Origin of the sequence: Streptomyces aurantiacus (genome assembly GCF_001418335.1) — a bacterium.
In the GTDB taxonomy this organism is placed as follows: domain Bacteria; phylum Actinomycetota; class Actinomycetes; order Streptomycetales; family Streptomycetaceae; genus Streptomyces; species Streptomyces aurantiacus.
In genome coordinates this window covers 1-14,062 of sequence record NZ_LIPP01000130.1, presented here as the reverse complement: position 1 = coordinate 14,062, position 14,062 = coordinate 1, and the positions used below count along the sequence as shown (strand labels likewise).

The 14,062-nt window shown below is 67.6% G+C and carries 13 protein-coding genes and 1 pseudogene; 10 read left to right on the top strand and 4 right to left on the bottom strand.

What is annotated here, in order from left to right; genetic code table 11:
* The first annotated feature begins 82 nt into the window (after positions 1 to 82).
* Positions 83 to 1,687 (top strand): ABC transporter substrate-binding protein, encoded by a 1,605-nt coding sequence (locus tag AOK01_RS18590; protein ID WP_055513075.1) that lies wholly within the window; start codon positions 83 to 85, stop codon positions 1,685 to 1,687.
* A gap of 135 nt (positions 1,688 to 1,822) precedes the next feature.
* Here AOK01_RS18590 and AOK01_RS18585 read toward each other — a convergent pair whose 3' ends face one another.
* Together AOK01_RS18585 and AOK01_RS18580 are read right to left on the bottom strand one after the other, a co-directional pair.
* Positions 1,823 to 2,494: a response regulator gene (locus AOK01_RS18585; RefSeq protein ID WP_010988071.1), complete on the bottom strand. Its 672-nt coding sequence runs from the start codon at positions 2,492 to 2,494 to the stop codon at positions 1,823 to 1,825.
* A 171-nt stretch (positions 2,495 to 2,665) separates the two neighbouring features.
* On the bottom strand, positions 2,666 to 3,613 hold the full coding sequence (locus tag AOK01_RS18580) for a RecB family exonuclease (protein WP_055513073.1): 948 nt from the start codon (positions 3,611 to 3,613) through the stop codon (positions 2,666 to 2,668).
* Positions 3,614 to 3,768: 155 nt separating this feature from the next.
* Between AOK01_RS18580 and AOK01_RS18575 the strand changes: the two genes are divergently transcribed.
* The 3 genes from AOK01_RS18575 to AOK01_RS18565 all read left to right on the top strand — a co-directional run bounded on the left by AOK01_RS18575 (position 3,769) and on the right by AOK01_RS18565 (position 7,040).
* Positions 3,769 to 5,232: a site-2 protease family protein gene (locus tag AOK01_RS18575; RefSeq protein WP_382033175.1), complete on the top strand. Its 1,464-nt coding sequence runs from the start codon at positions 3,769 to 3,771 to the stop codon at positions 5,230 to 5,232.
* 127 nt (positions 5,233 to 5,359) lie between these two features.
* Positions 5,360 to 6,265 carry a tRNA (adenine-N1)-methyltransferase gene (locus AOK01_RS18570; RefSeq protein WP_055513071.1) on the top strand — a complete coding sequence of 302 codons (906 nt, stop codon included), beginning with the start codon at positions 5,360 to 5,362 and terminating at the stop codon, positions 6,263 to 6,265.
* Positions 6,266 to 6,464: 199 nt separating this feature from the next.
* Positions 6,465 to 7,040, top strand: a complete 576-nt coding sequence (locus AOK01_RS18565; protein WP_055513069.1) for a hypothetical protein — start codon at positions 6,465 to 6,467, stop codon at positions 7,038 to 7,040.
* A gap of 87 nt (positions 7,041 to 7,127) precedes the next feature.
* Here AOK01_RS18565 and AOK01_RS18560 read toward each other — a convergent pair whose 3' ends face one another.
* A complete protein-coding gene (locus tag AOK01_RS18560) occupies positions 7,128 to 7,433 on the bottom strand; it encodes a ferredoxin (protein WP_055513067.1) in 306 nt (101 codons plus the stop codon).
* Between the two features lie 251 nt (positions 7,434 to 7,684).
* Between AOK01_RS18560 and arc the strand changes: the two genes are divergently transcribed.
* The 6 genes from arc (at position 7,685) to prcA (ending at position 13,795) form a co-directional block, all read left to right on the top strand.
* Positions 7,685 to 9,451 (top strand): proteasome ATPase, encoded by a 1,767-nt coding sequence (gene arc / locus AOK01_RS18555; protein WP_055513065.1) that lies wholly within the window; start codon positions 7,685 to 7,687, stop codon positions 9,449 to 9,451.
* A 234-nt stretch (positions 9,452 to 9,685) separates the two neighbouring features.
* On the top strand, positions 9,686 to 11,197 hold the full coding sequence (gene dop / locus AOK01_RS18550) for a depupylase/deamidase Dop (RefSeq protein WP_213862113.1): 1,512 nt from the start codon (positions 9,686 to 9,688) through the stop codon (positions 11,195 to 11,197).
* Between the two features lie 164 nt (positions 11,198 to 11,361).
* Positions 11,362 to 11,577, top strand: coding sequence for a ubiquitin-like protein Pup (locus AOK01_RS18545; RefSeq protein ID WP_055513060.1), 216 nt, complete (start codon positions 11,362 to 11,364; stop codon positions 11,575 to 11,577).
* Positions 11,574 to 12,188 carry an endonuclease VII domain-containing protein gene (locus AOK01_RS41290; RefSeq protein WP_079103523.1) on the top strand — a complete coding sequence of 205 codons (615 nt, stop codon included), beginning with the start codon at positions 11,574 to 11,576 and terminating at the stop codon, positions 12,186 to 12,188. Before AOK01_RS18545 ends, AOK01_RS41290 begins: the two co-directional genes overlap by 4 nt.
* Positions 12,140 to 12,985 carry a proteasome subunit beta gene (gene prcB, locus AOK01_RS18540; RefSeq protein WP_055513058.1) on the top strand — a complete coding sequence of 282 codons (846 nt, stop codon included), beginning with the start codon at positions 12,140 to 12,142 and terminating at the stop codon, positions 12,983 to 12,985. Before AOK01_RS41290 ends, prcB begins: the two co-directional genes overlap by 49 nt.
* A 57-nt stretch (positions 12,986 to 13,042) precedes the next feature.
* Positions 13,043 to 13,795 carry a proteasome subunit alpha gene (gene prcA / locus AOK01_RS18535; RefSeq protein WP_055513055.1) on the top strand — a complete coding sequence of 251 codons (753 nt, stop codon included), beginning with the start codon at positions 13,043 to 13,045 and terminating at the stop codon, positions 13,793 to 13,795.
* 148 nt (positions 13,796 to 13,943) lie between these two features.
* Here prcA and AOK01_RS45140 read toward each other — a convergent pair.
* Positions 13,944 to 14,062: pseudogene (locus AOK01_RS45140) on the bottom strand (LacI family transcriptional regulator); the annotation flags it as partial.

Sequence of the window (14,062 nt, the reverse complement as noted above, 5' to 3'; positions counted from 1 at the left end):
CATCGCCGTAACCCCCGTGACCCGACCGCAACACCCCGGCTTGCCGGGCCCGCGGGATCGACAGCTCTGGAGAACTTCGAGCATGAACCGTAAGCCTTTGGTGCTGCCGGCCACGATCGGTCTGCTCGCCTCTGTCCTCGCCGCATGCGGCGGCTCCGACAGTGGCGGCGACAGCGGCGACGCAATCGTCGTCGGTACCACCGACGGGTTCTCCGTCTCCAAGGCGACACCGGCTCCGTTCGACCCGGCCTACGCCTACGACGTGGGCTCGTGGAACGTCCTGCGTCAGACGGTCCAGACGCTGATGGCCATGCCCAACGGCGGCGGCGACCCGGCCCCGGAGGCCGCCGAGGAGTGCGGTTTCACCGACTCGGGCAACGAGCGGTACGCCTGCAAGCTGCGCAAGGACCTCAAGTTCTCGAACGGTGACCCGATCACCGCCGAGGACGTGAAGTTCTCCATCGAGCGCGCGCTGCGAATCAAGGCCGACACCGAGGTCGCCTCGCTGCTGTCCACCGTCGACGCCGTCGAGACCAAGGGCGACCGCGAGGTGATCTTCCACCTCAACAGCGCCGACGCCACCTTCCCGTTCAAGCTGTCCACGCCAGTCGCGGGCATCGTCAACCCCGACGACTACGCCAAGAACAAGCTGCGCAACGGCTCCGACGTGAGCAGCTCGGGCCCGTACACGCTCAAGGCCGAGACCAAGAAGGACAAGATCGTCAAGGTCGTCTTCACCAAGAACCCCAATTACCAGGGGATCTCGGAGGTGAAGAACGACAAGGTCGAACTGAAGTCCTTCGACACCCCCGAAGCCATGGGCGCGGCGCTCGAAAAGGGCGACATCGACATGATGACCCGCACCATGTCGCCCGACCAGATCAAGAAGCTGCAGAACGCCAAGGACAGCGACATTGACGTGATCGAGCAGCCGGGCCTGGAGATCCGCTACATCGGCTTCGACACCGACAACCCGACGCTGAAGGACAAGGCGGTCCGCCAGGCGGTCGCCCAGATCGTCAACCGCAGCGAACTGACCTCCAAGGTGTACGGCTCCGGCGCCGACCCGCTGTACTCGATGGTCCCGGCCACGGTCACCGGACACGCCAACTCGTTCTTCAACGAGTACGGCAACCCGGACGTGGCCAAGGCCAAGGCGCTGCTCTCCGCGGCGAACGTCACGACGCCGGTGAAGTTCACGATGCACTACACGACGGACCACTACGGCTCCGCCACGAAGACCGAGTTCGAGACGCTGCAGAAGCAGCTCAACGACACCGGGCTCTTCGACGTGGACACCAAGGGCGAGATATGGGACAAGTACCGCCCCAAGCAGCGTGAGGGCAAGTTCGCCGTCTACGGCATGGGCTGGTTCCCTGACTTCCCCGACGCCGAGACCTTCATCACGCCGTTCCTCGACAAGGACAACACCATCGCGCTGCCGTACGCGAACAGCCGTATCCGCGACGACCTGATCCCGGAGTCCCGCCGCGAGGCCGACCGGCTCACCGCCTCGAAGAGCATGGAGGAGATCCAGAGCATCGTCGCCAAGGACGTCCCGCTCCTGCCGCTGTGGCAGGGCAAGCAGTACCTCGCCGTACGGGACGACATCACCGGCGCCGAGTACGCCATCAACTCCTCGGCGACGCTGCAGCTGTGGGAGCTGGGCCGCGGAGTGGGCAGCTGACACCGCCGGCACCGCACACACGTCCATGAGAATGGCCGCCCCCTTCACGTTGGAAGGGGGCGGCCATTCTTCATGCTGCTGTCATCGGTGCCGCGTTCCGCCCACGCTCCTGGACAGGCTCCGAGGCACGCCCGGTCACTGCGCTCCCGGGCGCACCAGACCGCTCTCGTACGCGTACACCGCGGCCTGCACCCGGTCCCGCAGCCCCAGCTTGGTGAGGACGTGGCCCACATGCGTCTTGACCGTGGTCTCGCTGACGAACAGGTCGGCCGCGATCTCCGCGTTCGACAGCCCGCGGGCCACCAGCTTCAGAACCTCGACCTCCCGCTCGGTGAGCGTGTGCAGGGTGTCCGGCACGGGCTCGTCACCGGAGGGCAGATGGCCCGCGTACTTGTCGAGCAGCCGACGGGTGATGCTCGGCGCCAGCATGGCCTCACCCGCGGCCACCACACGGATCGCCTGCACCAACTCGTTGGCAGGGGCGTCCTTCAGGAGGAAACCACTGGCGCCGGCGCGCAGGGCCTCCACCACGTACTCGTCGAGGTCGAAGGTCGTCAGGACCAGCACCTTCGCCGGACCGTCCCGGCCGGGGCCGGTGATCTGCCGGGTCGCCTCGACTCCGTCCATCCTCGGCATTCGGATGTCCATCAGAACCACATCGGGCTGCAGGGCACGTACCTGATCGAGTGCCTGGAGACCGTCACCGGCCTCGCCGACGACCGCGAGGTCCTGCTCCGCCTCCAGAATCATCCGGAAGCCGGTGCGCAGCAGCGGCTGGTCGTCGACCAGTAGGACGCGGATGGCCACGTAAGTCTCCTTCGCTAGTCCGGCCCCATTCTGCCCTGCGGGCACCCCCCGGTCCGCGCTCGGGGCACCACAGCCGCACCCACGACCGCACCACGGCGGAACTCCGCCCGCACTCCGCCTGAATTTCGCCTGAGCCCGCGCGAACTCAGCCCGTACTCCGGCCGCTTCGGCTCACGCGCCGCCGGACCCGGACCCGGGCACCGTCACCGGGAGCGGATACGGCGGGGGAGTGCCGCCGAACTCCGGGCAGACCGACCGGTGATCGCACCAGCCGCAGAGCTTGGTGGGCCGCGGCCGCCAGTCACCGGTCTCCGTGGCCAGCCGGATCGCCTCCCACAGCGAGTGCAGCTTGCGCTCCACCCGCTCCAGATCGGCCGGCACCGGGTCGTACGTCAGCACGTCGCCGCTGCCCAGATACACGAGCTGGAGACGGCGCGGGACGACCTGCTTCAGCCGCCACACCACCAGGGCGTAGAACTTCATCTGGAACAGCGCGCCCTCCGCGTACTCCGGACGCGGGGCCTTGCCCGTCTTGTAGTCGACGATCCGCACCTCCCCGGTCGGCGCCACATCCACCCGGTCGATGATCCCGCGCAGCTTCAGCCCCGAGTCGAGTTGCGCCTCCACGAAGAGCTCCCGCTCGGCCGGTTCCAGACGCGTCGGGTCCTCCAGGGTGAACCAGCGCTCGACCAGCCGCTCCGCCTCGGCGAGCCAGCCGGCCAGCTTCTCGCCCGCGGCCTGCTCGTCGGCGTCCGCGAACAACTCGGCCAGCTCCGGCCTCGCCTCACGCAGCCGGTCCCACTGACCCGGGATCAACGACTTCGCACGCGGAGCGGTCCGCTCGGTGGCCGGCGCGTCGAAGAGCCGCTCCAGGACCGCGTGCACCAACGTCCCGCGCGTCGCCGCCTCGCTCGGCTTCTCGGGCAGCTTGTCGATCACCCGGAACCGGTACAGCAACGGACACTGCATGAAATCCCCGGCACGCGAGGGCGACAGCGAGGCCGGGGGCACCGCCCCCACCCCACGACCGGCCTCCGGGGCGACGGACGGCGGGGCCGCGTCGTCCACCGGCCCGGCTTCGGGGCCGGCCGGGACAACGCCCTCGGTGCTGGTTTCCATGACAACAAACCCTACGGCCCACCACTGACACCGCCGCACACGACGACCCGCGCACCGCACCCCTGCCCGCACCCCTGCCCGGGAAACAGAAGGGGAGCCGGGGCCTAACACGCCGCGACGGCCGCATACCATCGACCACAAGACCTATCGCGTGCATGATCGCGAGCGGGATACGCGTCGAACGAGGGGACATCGTGGACGAGAGCGGCGGGAGCGGGCAGCCGCGATCCGGCACGGACGAGGCGGACGAGCACCCCACGGACCAGCCGCGGCCCGGCGACCCCGCGACCACGACGGCCCGGCCACCCTCCCCCCAGGAACCGCACGACACCGACACCCCGGCAGACGGCCAGGACCAGGAAGACCCGACACCGGCCCCCACCCCGCAGCCCGACGGCGGAAGGGGAAAGAGCGCAAAGGGAAAGAGCGCAAAGGGAAAGAAGGGCCCCGCCCCCCGACGCGCCAAAGAACCCGGCGGCGGCCTCCTCATGGGACGCCCCTTCGGCGTACCCGTGTACGTCGCACCCAGCTGGTTCCTCGTCGCCGCACTCATCACCTGGGTCTTCGGCGGCCAGCTCGACCGCGTCCTGCCCGAGCTCGGCATGGCCCGCTACCTCGTCTCCCTCTTCTTCGCCGTCGCCTTCTACGCCTCCGTACTCGTCCACGAACTGGCACACACCGTCGCGGCCCTGCGCTTCAAACTGCCCGTACGCCGCATCCAGCTGCAGTTCTTCGGCGGCGTCTCCGAGATCGAGAAGGAGTCCGAGACCCCCGGACGCGAGTTCGTCCTCGCCTTCGTCGGCCCACTGCTCTCCCTGATCCTCGGCGGCCTCTTCTACCTCCCCCTCCAGGCGGTCGAACCGGACACCGTCCCCGGCGTCCTCCTCGGCGGCCTGATGATCTCCAACCTCATCGTCGCCGCGTTCAACCTCCTCCCCGGCCTGCCCCTCGACGGCGGCCGCATGCTCCGCGCCGTCGTCTGGAAGATCACCGGCAAACCGATGAGCGGCACCGTGGCCGCCGCCTGGGTCGGCCGCGTCCTCGCCATCTCCGTACTCATCGGACTGCCCCTGCTCACCCACTCCGGCGCACTCGGAGCGGACGCCGAGGACATCAGCGGCATGGACACCGTCATGGACGCCCTGCTCGCCGCGATCCTCGCCGCGATCATCTGGACCGGCGCCGGCAACAGCCTGCGCATGGCCCGCCTGCGCGAACACCTGCCCGACCTGAGAGCCCGCGCCCTCACCCGGCGCGCGGTCCCCGTCGAAACCGCCACCCCCCTCTCCGAAGCACTCCGCCGCGCCAACGAAGCCGGCGCCCGCGCCCTGGTCGTCGTGGACGCCGACGGCGAACCCCTCTCCCTCGTCCGCGAGACCGCCATCGTGGGAGTACCCGAACACCGCCGCCCCTGGGTCGCCGTCAGCGGCCTCGCCCAGGACCTGACGGACGGCATGCGCGTCTCCGCCGAACTGGCCGGCGAGGAACTCCTGGAGGTCCTGCGCGCGACCCCCGCGACCGAATACCTGGTCGTGGAGGACTCCGGCGAGATCTACGGAGTCCTCTCGGCAGCAGACGTCGAAAAAGCCTTCGTCAAGGCAATGGCCCGCCCCAACTGAACACGCGCCCCGTCAGGGGCGCCCCGAAGGGGGCGCGGGGAACTGCGCGACCAGCCACGAAGCACCCGCAGCTGCCCACCCACCCGAGTGGTCGGAGCCCCCGGCAATCGCCGGTAGGCTGACTCACATGTCCGAACCGACCGGTGCCGCCCGCCGACGCGGGCCCTTCAAGGTCGGGGACCAGGTACAGCTGACCGACCCCAAGGGCCGCCACTACACGTTCACGCTCGAAGCGGGGAAGAACTTCCACACCCACAAGGGTTCCTTCCCTCACGACGAACTGATCGGCGCACCCGAGGGCAGCGTTGTCCGCACCACGGGAAACGTCGCCTACCTGGCGCTGCGCCCCCTGCTCCCCGACTTCGTCCTCTCCATGCCCCGCGGCGCCGCCGTGGTCTACCCCAAGGACGCGGGGCAGATCCTCGCCTTCGCCGACATCTTCCCCGGCGCACGCGTCGTGGAAGCAGGCGTAGGCTCCGGCTCGCTCAGCACCTTCCTGCTCCGTGCCGTAGGCGACCAGGGCATGCTCCACTCGTACGAGCGCCGCGAGGACTTCGCCGAGATCGCCCAGCAGAACGTGGAGCGCTACTTCGGCAGCCCCCACCCCGCCTGGCAGCTCACCGTCGGCGACCTCCAGGACAACCTCTCGGACACCGAGGTCGACCGCGTCGTCCTTGACATGCTCGCTCCCTGGGAATGCCTGGAAGCCGTCTCCAAGGCGCTCGTCCCCGGCGGCATCGTCTGCTGCTACGTGGCCACCACCACCCAGCTCGCCCGCACCGTCGAGTCCATCCGCGAGATCGGCTGCTTCGCCGAGCCGTCCGCCTGGGAGTCGATGGTCCGCAACTGGCACATCGAAGGCCTGGCCGTCCGCCCCGACCACCGGATGATCGGCCACACCGGCTTCCTGCTCACCGCCCGCCGCCTCGCGGACGGCGTCGAGCCGCCCACGCGCCGCCGCCGCCCCTCCAAGGGCTCCTACGGCGAGGACTACTCCGGTCCGAACGCCGACGCGGGCGCCGCCGGCCGCTGACGGCTGACAGACAGCCCCTGCCGCACCCAACGCGCAAGCACCGTGGCCGAGTTCCCGAGGACCCCTCCGGAACTCGGCCACAGCGCTTTTCCCTTGGCATCCCGCTGGTACCCCCGACCCCACCGTTCCCTCACGGTGTGACGTGTGGCACCATGCTGGCCACCCCCACCGGCACAGCCCTCACAGGAGACACTTCCTAGTGCAGCAATCCGCCGTCCCGGAACTGGCCCACACGCACACCCGTCCGATCCACTGGGTCGCCACGGCAACAGCCGTCGCCGCGGTCGTCGCGGCCTCCTCCTTCATGCAACCCGACGAGGCCACGGCCGCCCAGCACGGCACCAAGGCCAAGACGGCCCCCGCGGCCGCGGCGGCCCCCGACCCGGCCCACGCCGACTTCCCCGTCGACTGCGGCCCCGCGAAGGTCCTCGTCCAGAAAAAGGCCTCGGGCGACCTCGACGGCGACGGCACACCCGAAACGGTCGCCGTGGTCCGCTGCGACGCCGGCTCCGGCACCCCGCCCAGCGGCGTCTACGTCCTCACCGCACCCAAGGGCGCCCCGAAGCCCCGAGTCGTCGCCACCCTCGTCGACCCGAAGGACCGACTGTCCGTCCAGGACTTCGCCCTCCGCGACGCCACGATCACCGCGACCCTGCTCGGCTACTCCTCGCCCGACATACCGAGTTGCTGCCCCGACGTGAACGAGACCGCCAAGTGGCAGTGGAAGAACGGCGCATTCATACGCTCGACACCGCCCGCCGCCCGGAGCACGTGAGACCGGAGCGAGCATGTGGACCGGAGCATGTGAGAAGACAGACAACGTGACCCGCCGGGCACCCCGTGACACGAGGTGCCCGCACGCTCACTCCGCGTCCGGACCGTAGACCTCGACACGGTCCGACACCCGGCGTACGTGGATACAGTCACCCGGACACTCCTTCGCGGAGTCGGCGACATCACGCAGAAGCGTCAGCGGTACGGGCGTTGTCGCACCCGGGGTCTGCAGAAGCTCGTCACCCGAACTCTTCACATAGGCCAGACCGTCGATGTCCAGCTCGAACACCTCGGGCGCGTACTGGGCACAGATCCCGTCGCCGGTGCACAGATCCTGGTCGATCCAGACCTCAAGCGCCTCGCCGTCGACTCCGGCCTCCTGCTGCACGGTCATTTCTCCTGCCATTTCCTGCGCCGAACCACCCGAAGACGGGAATCGGACCAGCTCTGACGGGTGTTGAACACTTCGACCCTACCTCCGTCGGCTTCCCGGTCACGTTGGATGGGTATTCCACTGGCGTGAGGGAGAGCGCAAGGGTGAAGATCGGACACACCCCGACCGTCTTTGTGATCTAGGGGTTTCAATCGACACCCACCCAGGTAGGGTCTGGAAGCGTCCAGCTCCCCTTGGAGGAGGTGAGGACCGTGGCAGCCCACGACGACGACATGAACCGCGGCATCCGCCCGGGACGAGGGTCCGACGACCCGTCCGGGCAGATTGCCTACCTTGAGCAGGAGATCGCCGTCCTGCGGCGCAAGCTCGCCGACTCTCCGCGGCACACGAGGATTCTCGAAGAGCGGATCGTCGAGCTGCAGACCAACCTGGCCGGCGTGTCCGCACAGAACGAGCGGCTCGCAGGCACCCTCCGAGAGGCCCGCGACCAGATCGTGGCCCTCAAGGAGGAAGTCGACCGGCTCGCACAACCACCGGCCGGCTTCGGTGTCTTCCTCACGGCCAACGAGGACGGCACAGCCGACATCTTCACCGGAGGCCGCAAACTCCGGGTGAACGTCAGCCCCAGCGTCGAGCTCGAAGAGCTCCGACGCGGCCAGGAACTCATGCTCAACGAAGCCCTCAACGTGGTCGAGGCCATGGAGTACGAGAGCGTCGGCGACATCGTCACCCTCAAGGAGATCCTTGAGGACGGCGAGCGCGCCCTCGTAGTGGGGCACACCGACGAAGAACGGGTGGTACGGCTCGCCGAGCCACTGCTGGACATCAACATCCGGCCCGGCGACGCCCTGCTGCTCGAACCCCGCTCCGGCTACGTCTACGAGGTCGTACCGAAGAGCGAGGTCGAGGAACTCGTCCTCGAAGAAGTCCCCGACATCGGCTACGAACAGATCGGCGGTCTGGGCGGCCAGATCGAAATGATCCGCGACGCCGTCGAGCTCCCGTACCTCCACCCCGACCTCTTCAAGGAACACGAACTGCGGCCCCCCAAGGGCGTACTGCTCTACGGGCCCCCCGGATGCGGCAAGACACTCATCGCCAAAGCCGTCGCCAACTCACTGGCCAAGAAGGTCGCCGAAGTCACCGGCCAGGCCCAGGGCAAAAGCTTCTTCCTCAACATCAAGGGCCCCGAACTCCTCAACAAGTACGTCGGTGAGACCGAGCGCCAGATCCGCCTCGTCTTCCAGCGCGCACGCGAGAAGGCCAGCGAGGGCACACCCGTCATCGTCTTCTTCGACGAGATGGAATCCCTCTTCCGCACCCGAGGATCAGGCGTCAGCTCGGACGTGGAGAACACCATCGTCCCGCAGCTCCTCGCCGAGATCGACGGCGTTGAGGGCCTGCAGAACGTCGTGGTCATCGGCGCCTCCAACCGCGAGGACATGATCGACCCCGCCATCCTGCGCCCCGGCCGGCTCGACGTGAAGATCAAGATCGAGCGTCCCGACGCCGAAGCGGCCAAGGACATCTTCGGCAAGTACCTCACCGAACGCCTCCCGCTGCACCCCGACGACGTCGGCGAGCACGGCGGCAGCAAGACCACCACGGTCCAGAGCATGATCCAGACCGCCGTCGAACACATGTACACCGAGTCCGAGGAAAACCGCTTCCTGGAGGTCACCTACGCCAACGGCGACAAGGAAGTCCTCTACTTCAAGGACTTCAACTCCGGCGCCATGATCGAGAACATCGTCGGCCGCGCCAAGAAGATGGCCATCAAGGACTTCCTCGACCACAGCCAGAAGGGCCTACGAGTCTCCCACCTGCTCCAGGCCTGCGTGGACGAGTTCAAGGAGAACGAAGACCTGCCCAACACCACCAACCCCGACGACTGGGCCCGAATCTCCGGAAAGAAGGGCGAACGGATCGTATACATCCGCACGCTCATCACCGGAAAACAGGGCTCGGACACCGGACGCTCCATCGACACGGTGGCGAACACCGGTCAGTACCTGTAAAACACAGGGTGGCTGCGGGTGCCCTCACCGGGTACCCGCAGCCAACTGTTTTCCAGGGCACAGCTGGAGCTGACCAATGACGCAAATGATCTCCCCACCAGCGCAAAGGCGTTCTAGGCTCTTCGGTACCGCCAAGTCGCGCCGTGCGCGGACGGGCACCGCGCACGCACCGGAGCGCCAGCGGTACTTGAGCGGCGTCCCCGACCGAGGACGCCGCCGGGCAAGGAGGGCCGCATGACCGTACGGCGAGTAATGGGCATCGAGACGGAGTACGGGATCTCCGTACCCGGCCACCCCAACGCCAATGCCATGCTCACCTCGTCCCAGATCGTCAACGCCTACGCGGCGGCGATGCACCGGGCCCGGCGGGCCCGCTGGGACTTCGAGGAGGAGAACCCGCTGCGGGACGCACGGGGCTTCGACCTCGCCCGCGAAGCTGCCGACTCCAGTCAGCTCACCGACGAGGACATCGGCCTGGCCAATGTCATCCTCACCAACGGCGCACGACTGTATGTGGACCACGCACACCCGGAGTACAGCTCCCCCGAAGTGACCAACCCGCTCGACGCCGTCCTCTGGGACAAGGCCGGCGAGCGCATCATGGCCGAGGCCGCCGAACGCGCGGCCCAGCTCCCCGGCGCCCAGCCGATCCACCTCTACAAGAACAACACCGACAACAAGGGCGCCTCCTACGGCACGCACGAGAACTACCTGATGAAGCGGGAAACCCCCTTCTCGGACATCGTGCGCCACCTCACGCCGTTCTTCGTCTCACGCCAGGTCGTCACCGGAGCCGGCCGCGTGGGCATCGGCCAGGACGGGCACGAACACGGCTTCCAGCTCAGCCAGCGCGCCGACTACTTCGAGGTCGAGGTGGGCCTCGAAACCACCCTGAAGCGCCCCATCATCAACACCCGCGACGAGCCCCACGCGGACGCCGAGAAGTACCGCCGCCTCCACGTGATCATCGGCGACGCGAACCTCTCCGAGATCTCCACCTACCTCAAACTCGGCACGACCGCTCTCGTCCTGTCCATGATCGAAGACGGCTTCATCGCCGTCGACCTCGCCGTGGACCAGCCGGTGCGCACCCTGCACCAGGTCTCGCACGACCCCACCCTCAAACGCCTCATCACCCTCCGCAGCGGCCGGACACTCACCGCCGTCCAACTCCAGATGGAGTACTTCGAACTGGCGCGCAAGTACGTCGAGGAACGCTACGGGGCCGACGCGGACGACCAGACCAGGGACGTGCTGACCCGCTGGGAGGACGTCCTGGGCCGCCTGGAGACCGACCCGATGAGCCTCGCAGGCGAACTGGACTGGGTGGCCAAACGGCAGCTCATGGAGGGCTACCGGCGCCGGGACGACCTCGACTGGGACGCCGCCCGGCTGCACCTGGTCGACCTCCAGTACGCCGACGTACGCCCCGACAAGGGCCTCTACAACCGTCTGGTGGCCCGCGGCAGGATCAAGCGGCTGCTGGACGAGACCGACGTGGAGCGGGCCCGCACCCAGCCGCCGGAGGACACCCGCGCGTACTTCCGCGGGCGATGCCTCGAACAGTACGCGGACGACGTCGCGGCGGCCTCCTGGGACTCGGTGATCTTCGACCTGCCGGGCCGGGACTCGCTCCAGCGCGTCCCAACCCTTGAGCCGCTTCGCGGAACGCGTAATCACGTAAAAGAGCTCCTCGACCGCTGTCGCACAGCGGAAGAGCTGGTCAAGGTCCTGTCGGGCCACTGAAACACCCACTGGACCGATCCGCCCCGACAGGGTGGAAAAGCCGCCGTCCGGGAATCATGGAGGTGGTTCCCGGACGTTGTAGGAACAGTAGGAACTGCGGGGCCGATGTCGGACCCTGCTTGTAGGGTCTGATCAAGAACGTCGAACCGAGCGGGGTGAGGGTTATGGCGACCAAGGACACCGGCGGCGGACAGCAGAAGGCGACGCGCAACACCGAGGAGGTCGAGGAGGCGCCCGAGACACAGGCGTCCGAGGACCTTGCGGAACGTCAGGAGAAGCTGAGCGACGACGTGGACTCTGTCTTGGACGAAATCGATGACGTACTCGAGGAAAATGCAGAGGACTTTGTTCGTAGTTTCGTGCAAAAAGGTGGGGAATGAGCGATCTGTCCGATTCGCCGCAAGGTAAGCGGTGCACGGGCTGTAAGCGCACATTGCCTGCGGAGTGCTTCGCGGCAGACAGGAACCGTCGTGACGGCCTCCAGGTGCGGTGCCGGGAGTGCGTGGCTGAGTACAGTGCTGCGCACTACCGGCGGCGTCGCCAAGCCATCGGCAAGCCTGTGCGGGAAAGGATGGACGTTCCGCACGGGCACAAGCTCTGCCGGACCTGTGGCGAGATCAAGCCGCACAGTGAGTGGCACCGCAATTCGACCGCATCGGACGGCTTGTCGACGCGGTGCAAGGCGTGTCGGGCCATCCAGGGACGACAGGGTCACCTGAAGCGCCAGTACGGCATGACCGAAGCCGAGCGTGACGAGATGGTCGCCTCGCAAATGGGGCTCTGTGTGATCTGTCTGAAAGCTCCGGCCGTTCATGTGGATCACTGTCATCAGACGGGTAGGGTCCGTGGCGTACTGTGCTTCAACTGCAATTCGGCCATCGGCAAGTTGGGAGATGATCCCGACGCAGTTCGTCGGGCTGCCGCCTACTTGGAAGGATCCTCGTGGAAGCCAACACTCGTAGCACCGGGCGTCTACCAGCTGCCTTCCTGACGCCTGGGTCGTCGTCCTTCATGGACTTCCTGTCCGACCACCAGCCGGAGATGCTCCCGGGCAGGCGCCAGTTGCCGCCGATCCAGGGAGTCATCGAGGCCCCGCACGGCACGACCATCGTCGCCGTCACCTTCGCCGGCGGCGTCGTGCTCGCCGGTGACCGCCGGGCCACCATGGGGAACGTCATCGCGCAGCGGGACATCGAGAAGGTGTTCCCGGCGGACGAGTACTCGGCCGTGGGTATCGCCGGTACGGCCGGTCTGGCCGTCGAGATGGTGAAGCTGTTCCAGCTGGAGCTGGAGCACTTCGAGAAGGTGGAGGGCACCACGCTCTCCCTGGAGGGCAAGGCGAACCGCCTCTCCACGATGATCCGTTCCAATCTCGGCATGGCCATGCAGGGCCTCGCCGTGGTGCCGCTCTTCGCCGGTTTCGATGTCGACCGGGACAAGGGCCGCATCTTCTCCTACGACGTGACGGGCGGCCGGTCCGAGGAGCAGGGCTTCGCGGCCACGGGCTCCGGATCGATCTTCGCCCGCAGCGCCATGAAGAAGCTCTATGCCAAGGACCTGACCGAAGATCAGGCCACCACGCTTGTCGTGCAGGCGCTGTACGACGCGGCAGACGACGACTCGGCGACCGGTGGTCCCGATGTCGCCCGCCGGATCTACCCGATCGTCACAGTGATCACCGAGGACGGCTTCCGCCGGCTCACGGACCAGGAGTCCTCCGAGACCGCCGCCGCGATCCTGGAGCGGCGTCTGGAGCAGCCCGACGGTCCGCGCGCCGCGTTGCTCTGAGCGCGGTCCGTTTTTCGAGGTGATCCAGTGACTTCCACAGAAAGGGACGGATAGCCGGTGTCGACGCCGTTCTATGTATCACCCCAGCAGGCGATGGCCGACCGGGCGGAATATGCCCGCAAGGGCATTGCCCGTGGTCGCAGCCTGGTTGTGCTGCAGTTCGCCGACGGCATCGTGTTCGTCGGGGAGAACCCGTCCCGTGCGCTGCACAAGTTCAGCGAGATCTATGACCGGATCGGCTTCGCCGCCGCCGGTAAGTACAACGAGTACGAGAACCTCCGGATCGGCGGTGTGCGCTACGCCGACCTGCGGGGCTATACCTACGACCGGGACGACGTGACTGCCCGTGGTCTCGCCAACGTCTATGCGCAGACGCTCGGCACGATCTTCTCGTCGGCGGCCGAGAAGCCGTACGAGGTGGAGTTGGTGGTCGCCGAGGTGGGGGAGACCCCGGAGGGCGATCAGATCTACCGGCTTCCGCACGACGGGTCGATCGTGGACGAGCACGGTTCGGTCGCGGTCGGTGGCAACGCCGAGACGATCAACACCTATCTCGACCAGCGGCATGAGGACGGGATGTCGCTGGCGGCGGCGTTGAAGCTGGCTGTGCAGGCGCTGTCGCGCGATACGAACGGCAGTGAGCGGGAGATTCCCGCGGAGCGGCTGGAGGTTGCGGTGCTGGACCGGACGCGTCCGCAGCAGCGCAAGTTCAAGCGGATTGCCGGGCGGCAGCTGGATCGGCTGTTGGAGGAGGGTGGGGCGTCCACCGCGGCGGAGGCGGAGGAGCCCGAAGACGGGGATGAGGAGTGATCTCCTCGACTTTGTTGAGTTTTGTGTGCCTCCGGTCTTTTACAGGCCGGGGGCACACGGCGTTTTGCAGCGTTGCGGGCCGGTGGGGGCTGGTCGCGCAGTTCCCCGCGCCCTAAAGGCTAAATAGCCTGCGCAGTTTCCGTTCCCCCTAAGGGGCGCTCGGTGGGGCTGTGGAGCCCCGGATCACCAGGGTTACGGGGATGTCGTCGCGTGCGGGGTCGCGGGTGTCCAGGACGGCGAGGAGGGCTTCCATGCCGCGTTCGCCGA

Excerpts from the sequence above, each read along its gene's own strand:
- AOK01_RS18590 (WP_055513075.1), top strand. The coding sequence starts at position 83 with ATGAACCGTAAGCCTTTGGTGCTGCCGGCCACGATCGGTCTGCTCGCC.
- AOK01_RS18580 (WP_055513073.1), bottom strand. The coding sequence starts at position 3,613 with ATGGAAACCAGCACCGAGGGCGTTGTCCCGGCCGGCCCCGAAGCCGGG.
- AOK01_RS18575 (WP_382033175.1), top strand. The coding sequence starts at position 3,769 with ATGATCGCGAGCGGGATACGCGTCGAACGAGGGGACATCGTGGACGAG.
- AOK01_RS18570 (WP_055513071.1), top strand. The coding sequence starts at position 5,360 with ATGTCCGAACCGACCGGTGCCGCCCGCCGACGCGGGCCCTTCAAGGTC.
- AOK01_RS18560 (WP_055513067.1), bottom strand. The coding sequence starts at position 7,433 with ATGACCGTGCAGCAGGAGGCCGGAGTCGACGGCGAGGCGCTTGAGGTC.
- dop (WP_213862113.1), top strand. The coding sequence starts at position 9,686 with ATGACCGTACGGCGAGTAATGGGCATCGAGACGGAGTACGGGATCTCC.
- AOK01_RS18545 (WP_055513060.1), top strand. The coding sequence starts at position 11,362 with ATGGCGACCAAGGACACCGGCGGCGGACAGCAGAAGGCGACGCGCAAC.
- AOK01_RS41290 (WP_079103523.1), top strand. The coding sequence starts at position 11,574 with ATGAGCGATCTGTCCGATTCGCCGCAAGGTAAGCGGTGCACGGGCTGT.